The organism is Chitinophaga cymbidii (assembly GCF_007992715.1).
GTDB classification, from domain to species: Bacteria; Bacteroidota; Bacteroidia; order Chitinophagales; family Chitinophagaceae; genus Chitinophaga; species Chitinophaga cymbidii.
The window spans coordinates 577785-596880 of sequence record NZ_BKAU01000005.1 but is presented as its reverse complement, the minus strand read 5'-3'; the positions used below and the strand labels follow the sequence as shown (position 1 = coordinate 596880).

Below are 19096 nucleotides of genomic sequence, written 5' to 3'. Positions count from 1 at the left end.
GCACGTAAAATATTGACCATTGCGTTGTTGAGTTTGCTGGGCTTGTTATTGCTGGTCACCATCCTCATCAATATCCCTGCTGTGCAGAACGTGCTGGTGCGGCAGGTTACCAAACGCCTGTCAAAACAGCTACAGACAAGGGTTGAGATCAAATATGTGAACTTCCGCCTGTTCAACAGCATGCGGCTGGAAGGTACTTATATCGAAGACCAGCACAAGGATACCCTGCTGTACGCGGGCGCCCTGCAAATGAGGATCACGGACTGGTTCTTCATCCAGGACAAGCCCGTTCTCAAATTCGTGGGGCTGGAAGATGCGGAAGTGAACCTCATCCGCCCCGTGGGCGATTCCGTCTGGAATTACCAGTTCCTGATCAATGAATTCGGGGCTGCGCCGTCCACCAAACCGCCCAAAAAGCAAACCGGCATTTCGCTGGACCTCAAGCGGGTGGACCTCAAGCGGGTGCATTTCAATATCCGTGACGGATGGGTGGGGGAAGATATGGCCGTGAGCGCGGACCGCATTTTCCTGGATGCCGAGCGGCTGGACCTCCGGGCGCATGACGTGCTGATCAATGAGCTGTCCCTCAACAAGCCGGTCTTCATCGTCAGCAGCTACAAAGCCTCCCGCCCCAAACGGCCGCCACCCGCATTGCCGGCCACCGTGGCCGCACCTGTGCCGGACACCCTCAGCCCCGTACCCCTGCGCTGGAACGCCGCCAACTGGAAGCTGATCGTCAAATCCATCGTGATCAAAGACGGCCTCTTCGGGGTAGACAACCTCCAGGATACCGTCCCCTCCACCAAAGGCGTCTTCGACCCCAGCCACATCCGCTTCGGGAACATCGACCTTTCCCTCACCAACAGCCGCATTGTGCAGGACAGCATCTACGCAGACCTGCAGCTGACCACCAAAGAACGCAGCGGGTTTGAAGTGAAACACCTGAAAAGCAGCTTCAAGATGTCGCCCGTGGAAATGGAATTCAACGACCTCGACCTGGAAACCAATAACAGCCACATCCGCGACTACTACACCATGCAGTACGAGGACCTCAGCGACCTGAACGACTACGTGAACAACGTTACCATGCGCGCGCGCTTCAGGAACACGCAGCTCTCCTCCGACGATATCGCCTTCTTCGCTCCTCCCCTTTCTACCTGGGATACGGAGATCACCGTAAATGGACGTGTAGACGGTCCCGTTAGCAACCTCTCCGCCGACAGCCTGCAGCTCCGCGGCGGCAACCACACCCGCTTCGCCGGGAATGTGGACATGCGCGGCCTGCCATATATCAACGAAACCTTCATCGAGTTTTCCGCGAAGGAGCTGATCACCAGCGGGCAGGACCTCCGGCAGTTCTTTCCCATGCTGAAAGACGTTACCCAGGTACGCACCGACCTGATCTCCAACCTCCGCTTCCAGGGTTCTTTCGTGGGATTCGTGAATGACTTCGTGGCGTACGGAAAGTTCCAGACCAACCTCGGTAACCTCGATTCGGACATCAACTTTAAAACCAGCAAAGACGTACCCGTATACTCCGGCCGCCTGAACACCGACGGGTTCGACCTCGGCAAGCTGCTGGACAACAACATCGTGTCCACCCTCACCATGAGCGCGCGGCTGAAAGGCGAAGGCTTCAACTTCCAGAACCTCAAAGCCTCCGTGGATGCGGACATTCAAAAGATCGGGCTGCAGGGATATGAATATCAGAACCTGAAGACCGCCGGGGAAATGAACCAGAAGTTCTTCAACGGCTCCCTCACCGTGAACGATCCGAACCTTGACATGGACTTCGCCGGTACCATCGACTTCAATAACCGCCTGCCCGTTTTTCAGTTTTATTCCGAAATACGCAACAGCGACCTGAAAGCGCTGCACCTCACGGAAGACTCCATCACCCTGCAGGCCAAGGCGGACCTTAATTTCGCCGGCAGCAACATCGACAACTTCGACGGCATCGCGCGCCTGTACGACGTTTCCCTGTTCAAGAACAAAAGCCGCGTGGAGTTCGATTCCCTGTCCGTCAGCACAGACATCGAAAACAACCTGAAAACCCTCCGCATCGCCGGCAGTGAGGTACAGGGCTATGTGCAGGGCTCCTACAGCTTCATGGAGCTGCCGAATGCTTTCCGCCTTTTCCTCAACAAATATTACCCCAGCTATTTCAGCTCCCCGCCCATGGCAAATGCCGGGCAGGATTTCACGTTCTCCTTCGAGTTCGGGGAAGTGGATAAAGTGCTGCGGGCATTTACAGATGATATCAAAGGATTGAACGGCACACAGATCGCCGGCGCGCTGAACACGCTCTCCGGCCAGGTGAACCTCAATGCCGCCATCCCCTATGCGGCCTACACGAACTTCGGTGTGCGCAACCTGCTGCTCAAAGCCAACGGCGACTTCCGCAAGATCGATGTCAGCACCAGCATCGGGAACGTGCTGTTCCGGGACAGCGTGGTGTTCACCAACCCGCTCATCGTAGCCAGCTCCGGCAGGGACACGTCCTTTGTCAAGATAGACCTGAAAGCCACCGATTCCGCCGACCTCGATGGATTTTACGCCCGCGTGGTTACCGTAAAGGAAGGCATCAAGGTAAATTTCCTGAACAGCAACTTCACGGTGAACGGCCGCCAGTGGAGCATGACGCCCGGCAATGAGATATACTGGAGCACTCACTTCCTGACCGTGAGCAACCTCCGCATCTCCCGCAACATGCAGAGCATCACCATCAGCACCAACGAATTCAACCCGGACGAATCCCGGTTCATGATAGCGCTGAAAGACATCAACCTCGCGGACGTGATCCCCACCGGCATCACCGCCATGCGGATAGAAGGGCTCGCCAACGGGAACATCAATGTACATGACCCGTTCGAAAACCTGGGCGTGGATGCGGACATCTCAGCCAGCCAGCTGCGGATCGATAATGATTCGCTCGGGCTCGTGCAGCTGAAAGGCAATTACGATCACCGCACCGGGCAGGCGGGCTTTGATGTGGCTTCCGATAATTCATTCGGCAAGTTCGCCGCGAAAGGGAATGTAGGCGTATCCGATTCCAACCAGGTAGTAGACGCTTCCCTCGAAATGGACAACGCCTCCATCGCCCTTCTCGAAAAATACCTCAGCGACTACGTGACCAATCTTTCCGGCAAGGCCACCGGCAAGCTGACGGTAACCGGCACCACGGCAAAACCCTCGTTCCGCGGCTCCGTGCAGGTGCGGGACATCGGGATGAAAGTCAATTACCTCGGCACCTATTACAAAATTCCGCTGCTGCATGTGCATAATATGGACGACAACCTGATAGAAATGCACCCCTTCACCCTCATCGATAAATACAACAACGAAGCGAAGGTGAACGGCTTCATCAGCCATCAGAATTTCTACGACATGAATTTCGAGTTCGACGTGAACTCCCGGAAATTCCTGTTCCTGAATACCGGCGCGCAGGACAACAACCTGTATTATGGCGATGTGCTCGCTTCCGGCAGGATATATTTCACCGGCCCGCTGAACGACCTGCAATTGCGCGTGTTGGCCCGTCCCCTTCGCGGCACGCATTTCTACCTGCCGATCTCCGACAGCAAGGACGTGGGCAAACATGAGTTCATCAATTTCAGGAGCTATGGCAAGGTGGTGGACCAGCCGAAGAAAAAAGACGATGTGAAGCTCAACGTAAAGCTGGAGATCGCCGCCAACCCGGATGCGCAGATCGATGTGATCCTCAATGCCACCACCAACGATATGATCTCCGCGAACGGCACCGGCAACCTCACGATGGACGTGAACCTGGACGGGGACTTCACGATGTACGGCAATTACGTGATCAACCAGGGGACGTATAACTTCTCGCTCTCCCGTTTCGCCAACTGGAAATTTGACATCGACCAGAACAGTACGATCACCTGGAATGGAGATCCCGCCGATGCCAAGCTGAATATCACCGCAAAATACACGCTCCCGAAAGTGAGCCTCTACAATCTTTCCGCGGCTGCTTATAACGGCTCTTCTTCAGGCAGTGGCAGCGGCTATGATGAGCTGAACCGCTCCGAGCGGGTAGACATCAACCTGAACCTGCGCGGTGCGCTGATGCAGCCCATCATCTCCTACGAGATCACGCTGCCGGAAGTAGGTTCGCTTTCTTATGAAAGCAGCATTGCCGCTAGGCTGAAAGAGATCAACCAGGACCAGAACCAGGCGCTGTACCAGATCTACTTCCTGCTGGCCGCGGGGCAGTTCCAGCCGCCGGACGGCGGTGGCGGCGCCAACGTAGCAGTTACCGGCAAGAACAGCGTGGGCCAGGCTTTGAGCGCGCAGGCTTCCGCCATCCTCAACAACCTGTCCAACACCTTCCTGAAAAATGCCGGCATCGGCTTCAACGTTAACTATACCGCTTACAATTTCAATACCGATGTGAGCAACTCCTTTGACCGGAACCTGGTGAGCGCGGGCGTTACCAAGAATTTCTTCAACAACCGCATACGGCTATACGTAGGGGGAGATTATGACTGGGGACGGGTGACCGCGACCTCGTCCTCCCAGAACATCGCGGGCGACTTCAGGCTGGAATACCTGCTGTCGCAGGATGGGCGTGTGCGCATCAATGCCTTCAGCAAAACGGATTACGACGCCTATACGCTGGGGAACCGTACGCGCAGCGGGCTTGGCCTGTCATACGTGCGGGATTACAATGTGCTGAAAGAGCTGTTCCAGGACAGGCGGCGGCGTTTACTCGGCGACAGCCTGCGGCGCGCGGCGGCCATGCGGGAGAAGCAGGACAGCCTGCTGAAAGCGCGGGGTGACAGCAGTTTGAACACCTTGCCGTAGCGGATTCAACGGCAAAAAAAACCGCCTCTCAACCTTTCAATATCTCATGCCCTAACTTGTCCCGCTTCGTTTTCAGGTAAAATTCATTATGCGGATTGGGACAGATCTCGATCGCCACATTCTCCACGATTTCAAGCCCATAGCCATTGAGGCCGGCGCGTTTGCGCGGGTTATTGGTGATAAGGCGCATTTTGGTTACGTTCAGATGCCGCAGTATCTGCGCGCCTACGCCGTAATCCCTTTCATCCATTTTGAAACCCAATTCCAGGTTCGCTTCCACCGTATCCTTCCCTTCTTCCTGCAGCTTGTAGGCTTTCAGCTTGTTCATCAGCCCGATGCCGCGGCCTTCCTGGTTCATATAAAGAATAAGTCCTTTCCCTTCTTTCTCCACCATTTGCATGGCAGCCTGTAATTGCTCTCCGCAATCGCAGCGCAGGGAATGCAGGATGTCTCCCGTGAAGCAGCTGGAATGCACGCGCACCAGCACCGGCTCCCCGGCTTCCCAGTCCCCTTTCTTCAGCGCCATGTGCATATCATTGGTATTGAGCTGCTTGAATGCCACCAGCTCAAAATTGCCGTATTTGGTGGGCATCTGCACCCGTACTTCCTCTTCAATAAGGGTTTCGGTGCGCAGGCGGTATTCGATGAGGTCTTTTATGGAGATGAGCTTGAGGTTGAACTTTTGGGCGATCTCGCGCAGCTGCGGAAGGCGCGCCATCGATCCGTCTTCGTTCATGATCTCCACCAGCACGCCCGCGGGCTCGAAGCCGGCCAGCCGCGCCAGGTCTATCGTCGCTTCGGTATGGCCGGTACGGCGAAGCACGCCGCCACTCTTGGCTTTCAGCGGAAAGATATGTCCCGGTTTACCCAGCTCTTCCGGGCGGGTTTCCGGATCGATCAGCGCCTGCACGGTTTTGGCACGGTCATGCGCCGAAATGCCGGTGGTGCAGCCGTGACCCAGCAGGTCTACTGAAACGGTAAAAGGCGTCTGATGCAAAGCAGTATTGTCACGCACCATCATTTCCAGGCCCAGCTCATCACAACGGTCCTCCGACAGGGGGGCGCAAATGAGGCCGCGCCCGTATGTGCTCATAAAATTGATGATCTCCGGCGTAACATTCCTTGCGGCAGTAATGAAATCCCCTTCGTTCTCGCGGTCTTCGTCATCCACCACGATCACCAGCTTCCCCTGCCTGATATCCTCAATGGCGGATTCAATTGTATCTAACATGTATCTTTTGCTTAAATAGATGCAAAGTTATGCCATTTTTGGGACTGTAGCCGGAATGCTGTTAATACCGGTTATCCACAATAAATGATAAAGGAAATGAATAACATATTTTTAAATTTGAAATATGCGATTATTCGGCCCTTATACTATACAAAACCGCTCTTTTCATGGCTTTTTTTGAATTAATGAAAGCAAATTTCCCGATATAATAGAAAATCCTGCTACTTAACAATTTGTTAAAGTCTAGTTAAAGTTTGAGCGCAATTATTTCCCATCTTTGTGTTGAAAAAATTCATTTTGCTTATGAGACTATTGTTTTTACTATCCCTCTGTGTAATGTTCGGCCTCAGAACAACTGCACAACAAATCATCAAAGGAAAAGTACTGGACGAGTCTACCGGGGAGCCGCTGATCGGGGCTACGGTAAGCGGCAATGCGGGCGGCCGTATTGTTGGGACCACCAGTACCCTGGACGGAAGTTTCAGCCTGAAATCAAATGCAGACCTGTCTAAAGTAACGGTGAATTTTGTAGGTTTTCTGCCGCAGGAATTTACGGTATCAGGCTCCCAGGACCTTGGTGTGATCAAGCTGGCCCCCAACCAGGTATCTATTAATGAAGTGATCGTTACCGGCAACATGGCGATCGACCGTAAAACGCCGGTGGCGTTGTCTACTATCAAAGCGGCGGACATCGAGGAGCGGCTTGGCAACAAGGAATTTCCCGAAGTGCTGCGCGCCACGCCCTCCATGTATGTAACAAAAGCCGGCGGCGGCTTTGGCGATTCCCGCATGAACGTGCGCGGCTTCTCCCAGGAGAACGTATCCGTGATGATCAACGGGGTGCCCGTGAACGGCATGGAAGACAGCCGCGTTTACTGGAGCAACTGGGCCGGCCTGCAGGACATTGCCAGCAACATACAGGTGCAACGCGGCCTCGGCGCCTCCAAATTGTCCATCAACGCCGTAGGCGGTAATATCAATATCGTTACAAAAGCCAGCGACCGCGAGAAAGGCGGATTTGCATCCGTTGCTTTCGGTAACGACGGCTATATGAAATATACCGCTTCCGTTTCCTCCGGCCTGATGAAGAACGGGCTGGCCTTCACCCTGCTGGGCTCTTATACCCAGGGCGATGGTTATGTGGACGGCACGGACTTCAAAGGCTGGAACTATTTCGCCACCCTGTCATGGACCATCAACAGCGCGCACACCCTTTCACTGACAGCTACGGGCGCTCCGCAGGAGCATAACCAGCGTTCCGTGGGCCTGCCCTATCAGACGTTCTACGGCAACCCCAAAGACCCGAGCGTGAAAGCATACGGCGCAAAATACAATAACGGCTGGGGCTACCTGGATGGCAAACAGTTCACCATGAACACCAACTTTTATCACAAACCGGTGTTCAACCTGAACCACTACTGGACTATCAGCGACAAAACGGAACTGAACTCCATCGTATATGCCTCTATTGGTCGCGGTGGCGGTAGTGGTGACTACGGAAGGATCAACGGCACCAATGTTTACAGCCTCCCCAGGGACGCCAACGGACTGGTGCGTTTTGACGATATCAAAAGGTTCAACACAGGTACTGTAGTCCCTGACTTCGGCGCTACAGCCAATGTTCCATGGACCACGCCCGGCCCCTATCTCGGCAAATACGTAGTAACTAGCGGCACGGGCATCGCCAAAAGAGCATCCATGAACGAACATAACTGGTACGGCATCATTTCCAACCTGACGCATCGTTTTACAAACCAGCTAAGCCTGAATGTGGGCGTTGACTACCGCTACTACAAGGGCCTCCACTACAGGAGACTGGAAAGCACCATCGGAGCAGACGCCCTTTACAACACTGATGACAGCAACAATCCCGAAACGTACGTACCACCGGGCGACAAGGAAACTCCTATCGCTTATAACAATAACGGTTATGTGCAACAGATCGGTGGATTCTCTTCTTTGGAATATTCTAATGAGCACCTGGATCTGTTTGCGGCTGCCGCTGTATCCAACACTGGATACAAACGCGAAGATCTTTTCCTTTATGCACCAGGCGATCCTAACCGGATGACGGACTGGAAAAATTTCACGGGCTATACTTTTAAAGCCGGTGGTAACTACCGCATCAACACCCAGCACAACGTATTCGTGAATGTTGGGCACTTCTCAAGGGCGCCTTTCTTTAACTCCGTATTCTATGCCAATGACAACGAAAAGATCCTGAACACGGCCAATGAAAAAGTATTTGGCGTAGAACTGGGATACGGCCTCCGTACCAAGTTCCTCAATGCGAACGTGAACTTCTATAACACCAGCTGGAAAGATAAAACCGTTATCCGCACCAATTCCGGCGCCAACGAGCGTTATGTAACCACCGGTCTGGATGCCCTACACAAGGGTATTGAGTTGGACGTTACCAGCTTCGTTACCCGCAACTTTGAATTGACCGGTATGGCATCGATTGGTGACTGGAGATGGAAGAACAACGCCCAGACACAGACCTTTGATGACGATACCAACGATCCGAAAGGCGATCCCACCACCATCTTTACCAATAACGTGAAGGTAGGCGACGCCGCACAAACGACATTCAACATCGGCGCAGCATACGAGGTATTACAGAACCGCAAAGTGCTGGATGGTATCAAGTTAAGGGCCAGCTACTTTTTCGCTGACAACCTGTACGCCTATTTCGATCCCTCCAGCCGCAATAAACCGACGGATGAAGGCCGCGAAGCCTGGAAGCTTCCCTCCTACGGCTTGCTGGACGCTGTGCTGAGCGTCAAGTTCAAACTCGGTGCTACCCGGCTCACCTGGAGGCTGAACGTAGATAACATCCTCGACGAGGATTACATCTCTGAATCCACCAATGACGTTGCCTATGACCCAACCGATGCAACGGATTTCGTGATTGGCAACAACGGCTCCGGCAAGCGTAGCACTGTATACATCGGCTTCGGCAGGACCTGGACCACCAGCCTCCGGCTGAACTTCTAGTCATCACAAACATATCTTTATAATGACCGGGCTCCCCTGAGCCCGGTTTTTTTATGCCCCGGAAAATAAATCCGGCAGAATATTCCTAAATAATATAAATAAGTGTTAACTTGACAATAATAGATACAGTTGAACAAGTCGCGATACGCTATAATATAGACCAAGATTGTAATTCGAGCGTTCCACAACAGAATAAAACTGATAAATAATGTAACCACTAATTACACTTATTTACTATCCAATCCTTTCTGGACAACCATTTCAGAAAGATGCACAGTGAACTGATTACCATTCATAACCAAAATTCCACCGAGATGAAAAAATGCATTCCAGTCATGCTGCTGGCCTGTTGCCTGTTAGTCCTGCTAGGGACCAGGGCCTCCTACGCACAGCAAACCACCGTCAAAGGCAAAGTGACGGATGAAAAAGGTGAACCCCTGCCCGGCGTAAGCGTGAGTGTAAAAGGCGCCACCACAGGCACTACCACCGGAATTGACGGGCAGTACACCATCACCGTGAACAGCGGTTCCGCCGTTCTCCTGTTCTCCTACATAGGTTTTGAGGAAAAGGAAATAGCCGTGAATAACAGGGCTTCCGTTAACGTGGTGATGCAGGTATCCGCCGAGAACCTGCGGGAAGCGGTTGTAATCGGCTACGGCACCCAAAGGCGGGCGGACGTGACCAGCGCCGTGGCTTCCGTGAAGGCCGCTGACTTCGTAAAAGGTCCTGTACAGGATGCCGGAGCGCTGCTGCAAGGGAAAGTAGCCGGCCTCACTATCGCCGCGCCCAGCGGGAACCCTACGGACGGCACGCAGATATTGCTCCGGGGGAACACCACCCTCTTCGGCGCAAACGCCAATCCCCTGGTGATCATAGACGGCATTCCCGGCGACCTTAAAACCGTAGCGCCGGAAGACATCGAATCCGTAGACGTGCTGAAAGACGGCTCCTCCGCGGCGATCTACGGCGTGAGAGGCTCCAACGGCGTGATCATCATCACCACCAAAAGAGCCCGCTCCACCAACATGACCAGCGTAGACTACAGCGGCTACGCCACTACGCAGGTGATCGCCCGGAAGCTGGACATGCTCACCGCCCAGGATTACCGCGACCAGATCAAAGCCGGCACCCGCCTCGCCAACTGGGACGCGGGCAGCACCACCGACTGGCTGAAAGAAGCCACCCGCACACCGCTGACGCATGTGCATAACCTCACCATCCGCGGCGGCAACAGCACTACCAACTACCTCGCCTCCGCCAACTACCGCGCCTTGCAGGGCATCTTCCGGAAAAGCGACAACAACACCTTCACCGGCCGTATAGACGTGAACCACAGCATGTTTGACGACAAGCTGAAGCTGAACATCGGCATACTCAACCAGACCAACAGCTACACCCGGAACAATAACGGCTCCAACAGCTTCAACGGCTGGATCTACCGGCAGACCGTTATCCGTAACCCCACGGAACCGGTGTACAACGAAGACGGCGACTTCTACGAGCAGACCGGGAACTTCGACTACGAGAACCCGCTCGCCCTGCTCTATGAAAGCGATGGGGAATCCAAAAACGTCAATTCCCGCATGAACGCCACGCTCACCTACCGTCCTGTCAATAACCTGAAGCTCTCCGCCCTCTTCTCCTATTCACGCTTTAACGGGAATAACGGTTATGCAGAAACGAAAAAGCATATCTCCACCATCAAAAGCGGCGTAAACGGCTTTGCTTCCGTCAGCTCCAATTTATCCATCGACCGCCTTACGGAATGGACGGCGGAATATTCAAAAGTGATGAACAAACATCACCTGGTGGTGCTCGGCGGTTACGGCTACCAGGAAAATGAATCCACCAATACCTACACCGATAACCAGGATTTTCCCACCGACGTGTTCGGGTACAACAACATCGGGCTGGGAGAAGGCATACAGAACAAACTGGCCAATATCAGCAGCGGAAAATCGGAAACGAACCTGATCAGCTTCTTCGGCAGGGTCAACTACAGCTTTAACGACAAATACCTGCTGATGGCAAGCCTCCGCCGCGAGGGCGCCAGCCAGCTGTACGGCGCCAACTCCCCCTGGGGCAACTTCTGGGCCGTTTCAGGCGGTTGGAGGATATCGAAAGAGAATTTTATGAAGAACACCGAACTGTTCGATGACCTCAAACTGCGCGCCGGTTACGGCATCACGGGCAACCCTCCTTCCGCCGGTTTCCTCAGCCAGCCCCTGATCAACTATGGCAACTATGTGTACTCAAACGGTAAATGGACAAGGATCCTGGTGCCCGCCACCAACGCCAACCCCTTCATCCGCTGGGAAGAAAAAGGAGAAGCGAACATCGGGCTGGACTTCAGCATGCTGCGCGGCAGGATCAGCGGTAACATCGATGTATACAACCGCCGCATCTCCGGGCTGCTGTACAATTACGCGGTGCCCAGCCCGCCAAATCTCTACCCGCAGACAACCGCCAACGTGGGAAAAATGGAAAACAAAGGCATAGAGATCGTATTGAACTTTGTGCCGGTGAAAAGAACTGACTTCGTATGGAACACCAGCGTAAACTTTTCCACCAACACCAACAAACTCATCAGCCTCTCCAACGAACTGTACCAGACTACCACGCCTTACTTCACCACAGGCGAGGCCGGCATTCCCATCCAGACGTTCACCCACATTGTAACGATCGGCGACGGCATCGGTGATTTCTACGGGTATAAAGTAATTGATATCGATGATGATGGTAAATGGATATATGAGGGCAGGAACGGGGAAGCGGTGAAATATGACGATTTTGCGCACAGCTTTGAAGATAAAAAAGTGATCGGCAACGGCCTCCCGAAATATTACGCAGGATGGAACAACAGCTTCTCCTACAAGAATTTTGACCTGAGCATTACCATGAGAGGCGCTTTCGGCTACCAGATCATCAACTCACAGCGCATGTACATGGAAAACCCCGCCATCCAGAACTACAACATCCTCCGCTCTTCTTACGACCCGGTATTCGGCAAGACCCAGCTGAACGTGAACGCGCTGGAATTTAACAGCTACTATGTGGAAGACGGCGATTTCTGGAAAGTAGACAACGTTACGCTCGGTTACAATTTCAGCAAGCTCAATAACAAGTACATCAAAGGAGCGCGCGTGTATGTGTCCAGCCTGAATACGCTGATCATAACCGGTTATAAAGGTCTTGATCCGGAAGTGAACAGGCTCGGCCTGAACCCTGGTCTGGACAACCGCGACAAATACCCGACCACGCGCTCCTTCACCGTAGGTGTGAATCTGAATTTTTAACCATTGTAAAAAAACGGAAGATGAAAAAGATCCATTTCTATATAACGATACTGGCAGCGGCACTATACCTCCCCGCCTGCACCAAACTGAAAGATCAGCCATACACCGCCATCATATCCACCCGCTTCAATCCCACGCAAGACGACCTGGCGGCGCTGGTGGGCGCCGGATACTCGCAATGGCGTTTCATCCTGCTGGACTGGAACGGCCTCTGGCGCGCGCAGGAAGTAACATCTGACCAGCTCGTCATCCCCAAACGCCCCTGGGGCTGGTTTGACGATGGCGTTTATCAGCGGCTGCACAAACATACCTGGACCACCGATGATGATGTGATCAACCAGACCTGGTCCAGGACCTATGCGGGCATTACCAACTGCAACAGGATCCTCTACCAGATCGAATCCGGGCTTATTCCCATTACAGACGGCAAGGAGGCGGTGGTAGCGGAGCTGAAAGTGCTGCGGGCTTCATACTACGCCATTCTGTGCGACTTCTACGGCAACGTGCCCATTGTAACGCAGTTCGATCTGCCGACCGGCTTTCTGCCGGAGCAGAACACCCGCCAGGAGGTCTACGCCTTCATCATAAAAGAGCTGACGGACAACATTCCTTTCCTGAGCACGGAGAACAACGAAGCCACTTACGGCAAATACAACAAATGGGCGGCTTTCACGCTGCTCGCCAAAATGTACCTCAACGCGGGCATTTACACCGGCACGCCGGAATGGGCCAAATGCATTGCGGCATGCGACAGCGTGATCAATTCCGGTGCGGGATACATCCTGGAACCCACGCAGAAAAACCCGTTCGTGACCAACAACCAGGGCTCCAAAGAGATCATTCTCGCCATCCCGATGGATGAGGATTATACCGATAACTGGAATGCCTTTGACCTGCACATGCAAACACTGCAACAGGAGAACCAGGCCACCTATAATCTCCGGAACACGCCATGGGGCGGCATCTGCGCCATTCCGCAATTCATCAATACGTTTGACACGGACGATGCGCGGTATGAAAACAACTGGATAAAAGGCCAGCAATACACATCGTCCGGGCAAATGCTCTACGTGGCCCAGGGCGACTTTGCCGGTGATCCGCTCGCTTTTGTGAACGAGCTGCCAGGGCTGGAAAAGGGAGAATCCATCCACGGTTTCCGGCTGAACAAATTTGAAATAGAAATGGGCGCCTCCAACCGTTTGAGCAACGATTATCCCGTTTTCCGCTATGCCGAAGTGCTGATGATGAAAGCGGAATCCCTGCTCCGCAGCGGCCATCCGGATGATGCGGCCGCTATTGTAACCGACGTAAGACGCCGGAACTTCCCCGAGAATCCCGCCAAAGCTGTGGTAACCGGCGCGCAGCTGCTGATGGGCAGCTCCTATGCTTACGGTATGCAGGACGAGGTGAATAACCAGTTCACCACCGAAGGCGGGGCGGACGTTCAGTACGGCCGCTTCCTGGACGAGCTGGGATGGGAATTTGACCAGGAAGGGCACCGGCGCACAGACCTGATCAGGTTCGGCGTTTTCACTAAGAAATCATGGTTGTCGCATGCCGCGACGAACAATAACGACAGGATACTTTTTCCGATCCCGAGAACGGAAATAGAGAAGAATAACAACCTTAAGCAAAACAAGGGGTATCAATGATGTTACAGGGCAGCCTCGCAGGAGGCTGCCTTTATTTTCTTTCGATCCCGAAGATCTCCCGCAGCACCGCGTTCACCTCCGCTTCATCCTTCAGCTCCCGCTTCTCCGCATCCTTCCCCGTATGCCTGACCGACAGCACGTTGTTGACCAGCACATACCGCACGCCCGCGCCAGTTCTGGCCACCATCAGGTCTTTCCGGAAAATGGAATCCGGGTGTGTAGACACATACCAGTTCGCCAGCTTATAATCGATCAGCAATTGCTCCTCCGCATAGAACATATAAACCGGCACCCAGACGTTCCTGATCTGTACTTCCAGCACATAATGACCATCCGTTTGCATAATGCGGAAAGTTTCATGCGGCGTGGATTGCGCAATGTCCGGCTGGAACAGGATGGGCGAAGTGAGCGTCATGCTGCCGAAACCCACGTCCGCAATATATTCCCGGCCTTCCACCTCCACCCGCAACAACATATGCGTTCTCGGCGCAAGATGCGCAAGCTGTCCGTTCCACAATACGCGGCCCGACCAGCCGGTGACCTTAAATCCGATCTCTTCCAGCACCGCTTTGAACAAATGATTATGCTCGAAGCAATACCCGCCTCTTTTGTCATGCACCAGCTTTTGCACGATGTCCGGCAATTCAATGCTCACAGGCGCGCCGGCAAGCGGGGAAAGATTTTCGAAAGGGATATGCTGCGTATGCAGAAAATGCAGCTCCCGCAAAGTATTCAGCGATGCGGCCGCCGCGCCGTTGTAATGTATACGTGAAAAATAGTCCTCCAGGTTCATGTGATGTCATTTAAACAATCCGAAGCTCAGCCCGCCAACGGCGATCATTTCCGCCGGCTGCGTGTACGTGGTGGTATGACCGTTGAACCGGGAGCCGAAAGTGAATTTAAGCGTGGTGATCTCGTTGATCGTATAGCTGAAGGTGGTCAGCCAGGAGTACGTCCAGTTGCTTTTTACATCCGCCGGCACGGTGGAAGCATGGCGCGCCACGCCTTCCAGCGACACGTTCCAGTCATTCCGGTTAAACTGCGCTTTGAGGCCCAGGTCCAGGTAATTCCCCGTATCTACTTTTTTATCGTTCCAAAGATAACGTACAACGCCCAATACGTCGAAGGATTGTATAAGGTCCGGTTGATCTTCCGCGCCAAGGTCGATGCGGTAAGACGGCGTCAGCCAGATGCCGTTCCTGGCGTTCACGGCCTGCGCCCACTGGTTCTGCTGAAAAACGGTAACGCCGGAGTACGCGAATTCGAGGATGAACCCGTCACGCGCAAATGGTTCTTTCCGCATACCGATGCCGCTGGCCGCATCCGCTATCTGGCGCTGCAATACGGAATCTTCCGTATGGATGAACGCGAGCGCTTCTGCTTGCTCCGTTTTCAGTGCGAAGGCCGCTCTGTATTGCGCGATCTCCTTTTCCACCAGCGGTTTCAGATGTTCGGGGATGTCTTTTCTTTTATGCAGATGAGCGATGGCCAGGTCTTGCGCGCGGCTTAAATATTCGTATTTGAAATCATCATTGTCATCGATGAGAAATTGCAGGGCTTCCAGGAAAACGATCTTCACGTCTTTCACGGAAATGTCCGTCACATTGCGGAGCGTGGCTTTGTTTACCGTGCCGGGAAAGATAGTGAACCGCAAGCCGTAACCCAGGCCCATGCCTTTTTGCAGGTCACCGAAAACGATGGTATCGGATTCGGAAGTGGCGAGCGAGATGGCGAAGTTGCGGCGGATGGCCGGGCCTGCTTTCGGGGACAGGTAGTCGTCCGCAATGAAGCGGTAGTCCTTTTCCTTTGATTGCTTTTTAAACCAGTTGAACGGGTTGGCTTCCATGGCAAAGTTGGGCTGCAGGCGGCCGTTCACTACCGCGGATTGCATGCCTGCCACGAAGTCCCGCGGCGTGGAGGGGCGGGAGATGTTCGTGGGCTGCACGCCGAGCAAGACATAGCCGGGGTTGGAGGTGATCTCCAGGGCTTTCACGTTCGGATTTTCCTGGGCTTTTGCGGCGCAGCAGAGGGCAATCATCAGCAGAACCGTAAAATTTCTCTTTCCGTTGCGGAGAAAAGCGCGGGCTGTCCATGCAGTATAGGTTTTTATGCAATGGTTGCCGCACATCTTTTTCAAGCTGTTGGGGCTGGCTGCTTTCTCCGGCAGCAGCGCATATACATCTTTCATATTAAACGAGATTGATCTGGAAAGTAAAGCGGGAACGGGCGGTGGGATTGGCCGAATCATCCAGCAGGTAAACCGCCAGCTCCGCATCGCCCGCTTTGAGGGTCAGCGTAGCGGTAACGGGTGTTTTACTACTGTCCTGCGCACCGGTGACGATCTTGTATTTGGTGGCGTCTACCTTTACTTTCAGCTGCTTCCCTTTCAGGTCTGCTATTTTACCGATCAGGTGATCATCGAAAATAACGTCTTCAATTTCAAAGGTCAGGCAGGTGATCACGGAATGCCCCGCAATACGGATTTCGTCGTTTACGGGTACTACATGAACGCTGATGTGAAGCAGTGATGAGAGGTGGTGCTGCTGCAGCACCAGGTCTTCTTTAAATTTGTATTCAGCCATAGGATAGTTTAATAAGCGGAATGGTCATGCTTTAACGACCCATTCCAGGAAGCCGGGCATTACACCGGCCCAGGTGGCGAGATCATGTTTCCCACCTTCCACTAGGGTATATTGAATATGTTTTCCTTTTTCATATCCCTTCTCTTCCAGGAGGGACACCAGCTCTTCCGTATCATGCACGGCATCGTTGCGGTCCGTCTTTTCATCTTCGGTGCCTGCTTCAAAAAAGAAGCGGAGGTCCGGGTGAAAACGGCCTTCCTTTACCTGGCGGTGCATGATGCGGTGATGGGCATCGTCGTTGGAAGACCGCCACCAGAGCGATCCGGAGAACACACCCGCTTTCCGGAAATGTTGCGGGTTGTTCCATACGATGTCCAGCGCGGACAATCCTCCCATCGAAAAACCGGCAAAAGTTTTATCCGGGAATGCCTGATGATAGCGCTGTTGCAGGAAAGGCAGCAGTTCCCGTACGATGAAACGGGTATAAAGCCCTGCTTTGCAGCCACGCCCCTGGTAATCCACATGCTTCGCCGTACCATATTCCTGCAGGCGTTGCGCGCCGGCGTGAACGGCCACTGCCCACAGCGAAGGATGGGTAGTGTCCTGCAAATGTTCCAGCATGGCGGGGAAACCCATCTGCTCCAGGTCCTGCCCGTCGTTGATCAGCAATAAATGCGGTGTATCCCGTGTATTCGCCGGCAGATAGACATCGAAGCTCACCTCCCTTTGCAGGAAAAGGGAGTACTGACCGAAGGATTCTTTTCTGGGAAGCATAAGCGGACGGGTTATATTGCTAAGTTAAAAAAAATGCGGATATTCACGTAACCTGTGAATAACCATGACTGAAAACTATTACAAATGGCATTCTCCTCATATCGGCCGGGATTTTGAAATGCTGGTCTTCGGTGACCGCGGTTACCCGCTCCTTCTTTTCCCTACTTCCATGGGCCGCTATTACGAAAGCAAGGACCGCGGCCTGATAGATGCCATTGCATGGTTTATAGAACAGGGGCATGTAAAGGTGTATTGTCCCGATGGCCTTGACATTGAAAGCTGGTACAACCGCCAGATCCCGCCCGCTGAACGCGCACTGAACCATTTGTTATACGACGCCGTTATCTTCCAGGAGGTGCTGCCCCGCATGGTGGAAGAAACGGGATTTGGAAGGATAGCGGTAGCGGGATGCAGCTTTGGCGGTTATCATGCCGCCAACTTCGCATTCCGGCATCCGGAAAAAGTGTCTTACCTGTTTTCCATGAGCGGGCTGTTCGACATCCGTTCCAGGATAGAAGGCCATTACGATGATAATGTGTACTTCAACAATCCCATGGATTTCATGCCGGACAATCCGCATCCCGACCTCTGGCGGATGGGTATTGTGCTGGGCGTTGCGGAGCGGGACGTATGCCTGGGCCAGAACGAGCAGTTCTCCGGCATCCTCCACAACAAGCAGATCAGCCACTGGCTGGATGTAAGGCCGGGTACGGTGCACGACTGGCCCGTATGGAAGCAGATGCTGCCGCATTATCTGTCGCTGATAAAGTGATATGCGCATGAAAAAGATCGGTATTTTATTCGGGCAGGAGAACGCTTTTCCGCAGGCTTTCGTGGAGCGGGTGAACCGCATCTGCGGGCCGGGCCTCTGCGCGGAGTTCGTGATGATCGACAAAGCGCTGCAGGGAGAGCCGGAAAACTATGCCGTGATCATCGACCGCATTTCCCACGACGTACCTTTTTACCGCGCCTGGCTGAAGAATGCCGCACTGGAAGGCACAGCCGTCATCAACAATCCTTTCTGGTGGAGCGCGGACGAGAAATATTTCAACAACGCGCTCGCATTGAGCCTGCAGATACCTGTTCCCAACACGGCCCTGCTGCCCTCTTTTGAGCAGCCCGCGGATACGGATGCGCGTTCTTTCCGGAACCTGCGTTATCCGCTGGACTGGGAGGCGATCTTTGCAAAGACCGGTTTTCCGGCCTATATGAAACCCTTTGCCGGCGGCGGCTGGAAGCATGTATACCGCATCACGGACCGCGAGCAGTTCTTCAAGGTGCATGCGGAAACCCGGCAGGAAGTGATGATGCTGCAGGAAGAGATCGTGTACGACGAATACTACCGCTGCTACTGCATCGGCGGGAAACATGTGCGCATCATGCCCTATGAGCCGCGCAACCCGCCACAGGAGCGGTACCAGGCGGGCTTCCAGCCCACGAGGGAGCTGATCTCCGCCATGGAATATTCTGTGCTGGAGCTGAACCGCGCGCTCGGTTACGATTTCAATACGGTAGAGCTGGCCGTCCGGGACGGCGTTCCCTATGCGATCGACTTCTGCAATCCCGCGCCGGACGCTGATCTGGCTTCTGTGGGTGTGGACAATTTTGAATGGGTGGTGGAAACGATGGCGGCTTACGCCGTGGAAAGGGCGCGCAGTCAGCAATTCGGGAAAGACAACCTTACCTGGGGCACTTTCATCCGCAAAGCCGTCCAGCAACATTGACATAAATTTTACGATC

11 protein-coding genes are annotated in these 19096 nt (G+C 53.7%); 6 read left to right on the top strand and 5 right to left on the bottom strand.

Annotated features, from left to right (window positions below; genetic code table 11):
* The first annotated feature begins 24 nt into the window (after positions 1-24).
* Positions 25-4824, top strand: coding sequence for a translocation/assembly module TamB domain-containing protein (locus CCY01nite_RS21020; RefSeq protein WP_146865910.1), 4800 nt, complete (start codon positions 25-27; stop codon positions 4822-4824).
* 28 nt (positions 4825-4852) lie between these two features.
* Here the strand turns inward: CCY01nite_RS21020 and CCY01nite_RS21015 are convergent, their stop codons facing one another.
* Positions 4853-6055: a bifunctional 3,4-dihydroxy-2-butanone-4-phosphate synthase/GTP cyclohydrolase II gene (locus tag CCY01nite_RS21015; RefSeq protein ID WP_146865908.1), complete on the bottom strand. Its 1203-nt coding sequence runs from the start codon at positions 6053-6055 to the stop codon at positions 4853-4855.
* Between the two features lie 303 nt (positions 6056-6358).
* On the opposite strand from CCY01nite_RS21015, the gene CCY01nite_RS21010 reads away from it, so the two are divergent.
* From CCY01nite_RS21010 to CCY01nite_RS21000, 3 genes are all read left to right on the top strand, one after another.
* Complete coding sequence (locus CCY01nite_RS21010; protein WP_146865906.1) at positions 6359-9052, top strand: TonB-dependent receptor; 2694 nt, start codon at positions 6359-6361, stop codon at positions 9050-9052.
* 314 nt (positions 9053-9366) lie between these two features.
* Positions 9367-12348: a SusC/RagA family TonB-linked outer membrane protein gene (locus tag CCY01nite_RS21005; RefSeq protein WP_246129995.1), complete on the top strand. Its 2982-nt coding sequence runs from the start codon at positions 9367-9369 to the stop codon at positions 12346-12348.
* Positions 12349-12368: 20 nt separating this feature from the next.
* Positions 12369-14000, top strand: a complete 1632-nt coding sequence (locus CCY01nite_RS21000) for a RagB/SusD family nutrient uptake outer membrane protein (protein WP_146865903.1) — start codon at positions 12369-12371, stop codon at positions 13998-14000.
* A gap of 31 nt (positions 14001-14031) precedes the next feature.
* Here the strand turns inward: CCY01nite_RS21000 and CCY01nite_RS20995 are convergent, their stop codons facing one another.
* Genes CCY01nite_RS20995 through CCY01nite_RS20980 form a run of 4 tightly spaced genes read right to left on the bottom strand, consistent with a single transcriptional unit; the run spans position 14032 to position 17356 of the window.
* On the bottom strand, positions 14032-14793 hold the full coding sequence (locus tag CCY01nite_RS20995; RefSeq protein ID WP_146865901.1) for an arylamine N-acetyltransferase family protein: 762 nt from the start codon (positions 14791-14793) through the stop codon (positions 14032-14034).
* Positions 14794-14799: 6 nt separating this feature from the next.
* Positions 14800-16188 carry a hypothetical protein gene (locus CCY01nite_RS20990; protein WP_146865899.1) on the bottom strand — a complete coding sequence of 463 codons (1389 nt, stop codon included), beginning with the start codon at positions 16186-16188 and terminating at the stop codon, positions 14800-14802.
* Between the two features lies 1 nt (position 16189).
* Complete coding sequence (locus tag CCY01nite_RS20985; protein WP_146865898.1) at positions 16190-16582, bottom strand: hypothetical protein; 393 nt, start codon at positions 16580-16582, stop codon at positions 16190-16192.
* 24 nt (positions 16583-16606) lie between these two features.
* Positions 16607-17356 carry an alpha/beta hydrolase gene (locus tag CCY01nite_RS20980; RefSeq protein WP_146865896.1) on the bottom strand — a complete coding sequence of 250 codons (750 nt, stop codon included), beginning with the start codon at positions 17354-17356 and terminating at the stop codon, positions 16607-16609.
* A gap of 64 nt (positions 17357-17420) precedes the next feature.
* Here CCY01nite_RS20980 and CCY01nite_RS20975 point away from each other — a divergent pair, with 64 nt between their 5' ends.
* Entirely contained in the window at positions 17421-18128 is a 708-nt protein-coding gene (locus tag CCY01nite_RS20975; RefSeq protein ID WP_146865894.1) for an esterase family protein, read from the top strand.
* Between the two features lie 7 nt (positions 18129-18135).
* A complete protein-coding gene (locus CCY01nite_RS20970; protein WP_146865892.1) occupies positions 18136-19080 on the top strand; it encodes an ATP-grasp domain-containing protein in 945 nt (314 codons plus the stop codon).
* Positions 19081-19096: the final 16 nt, after the last annotated feature.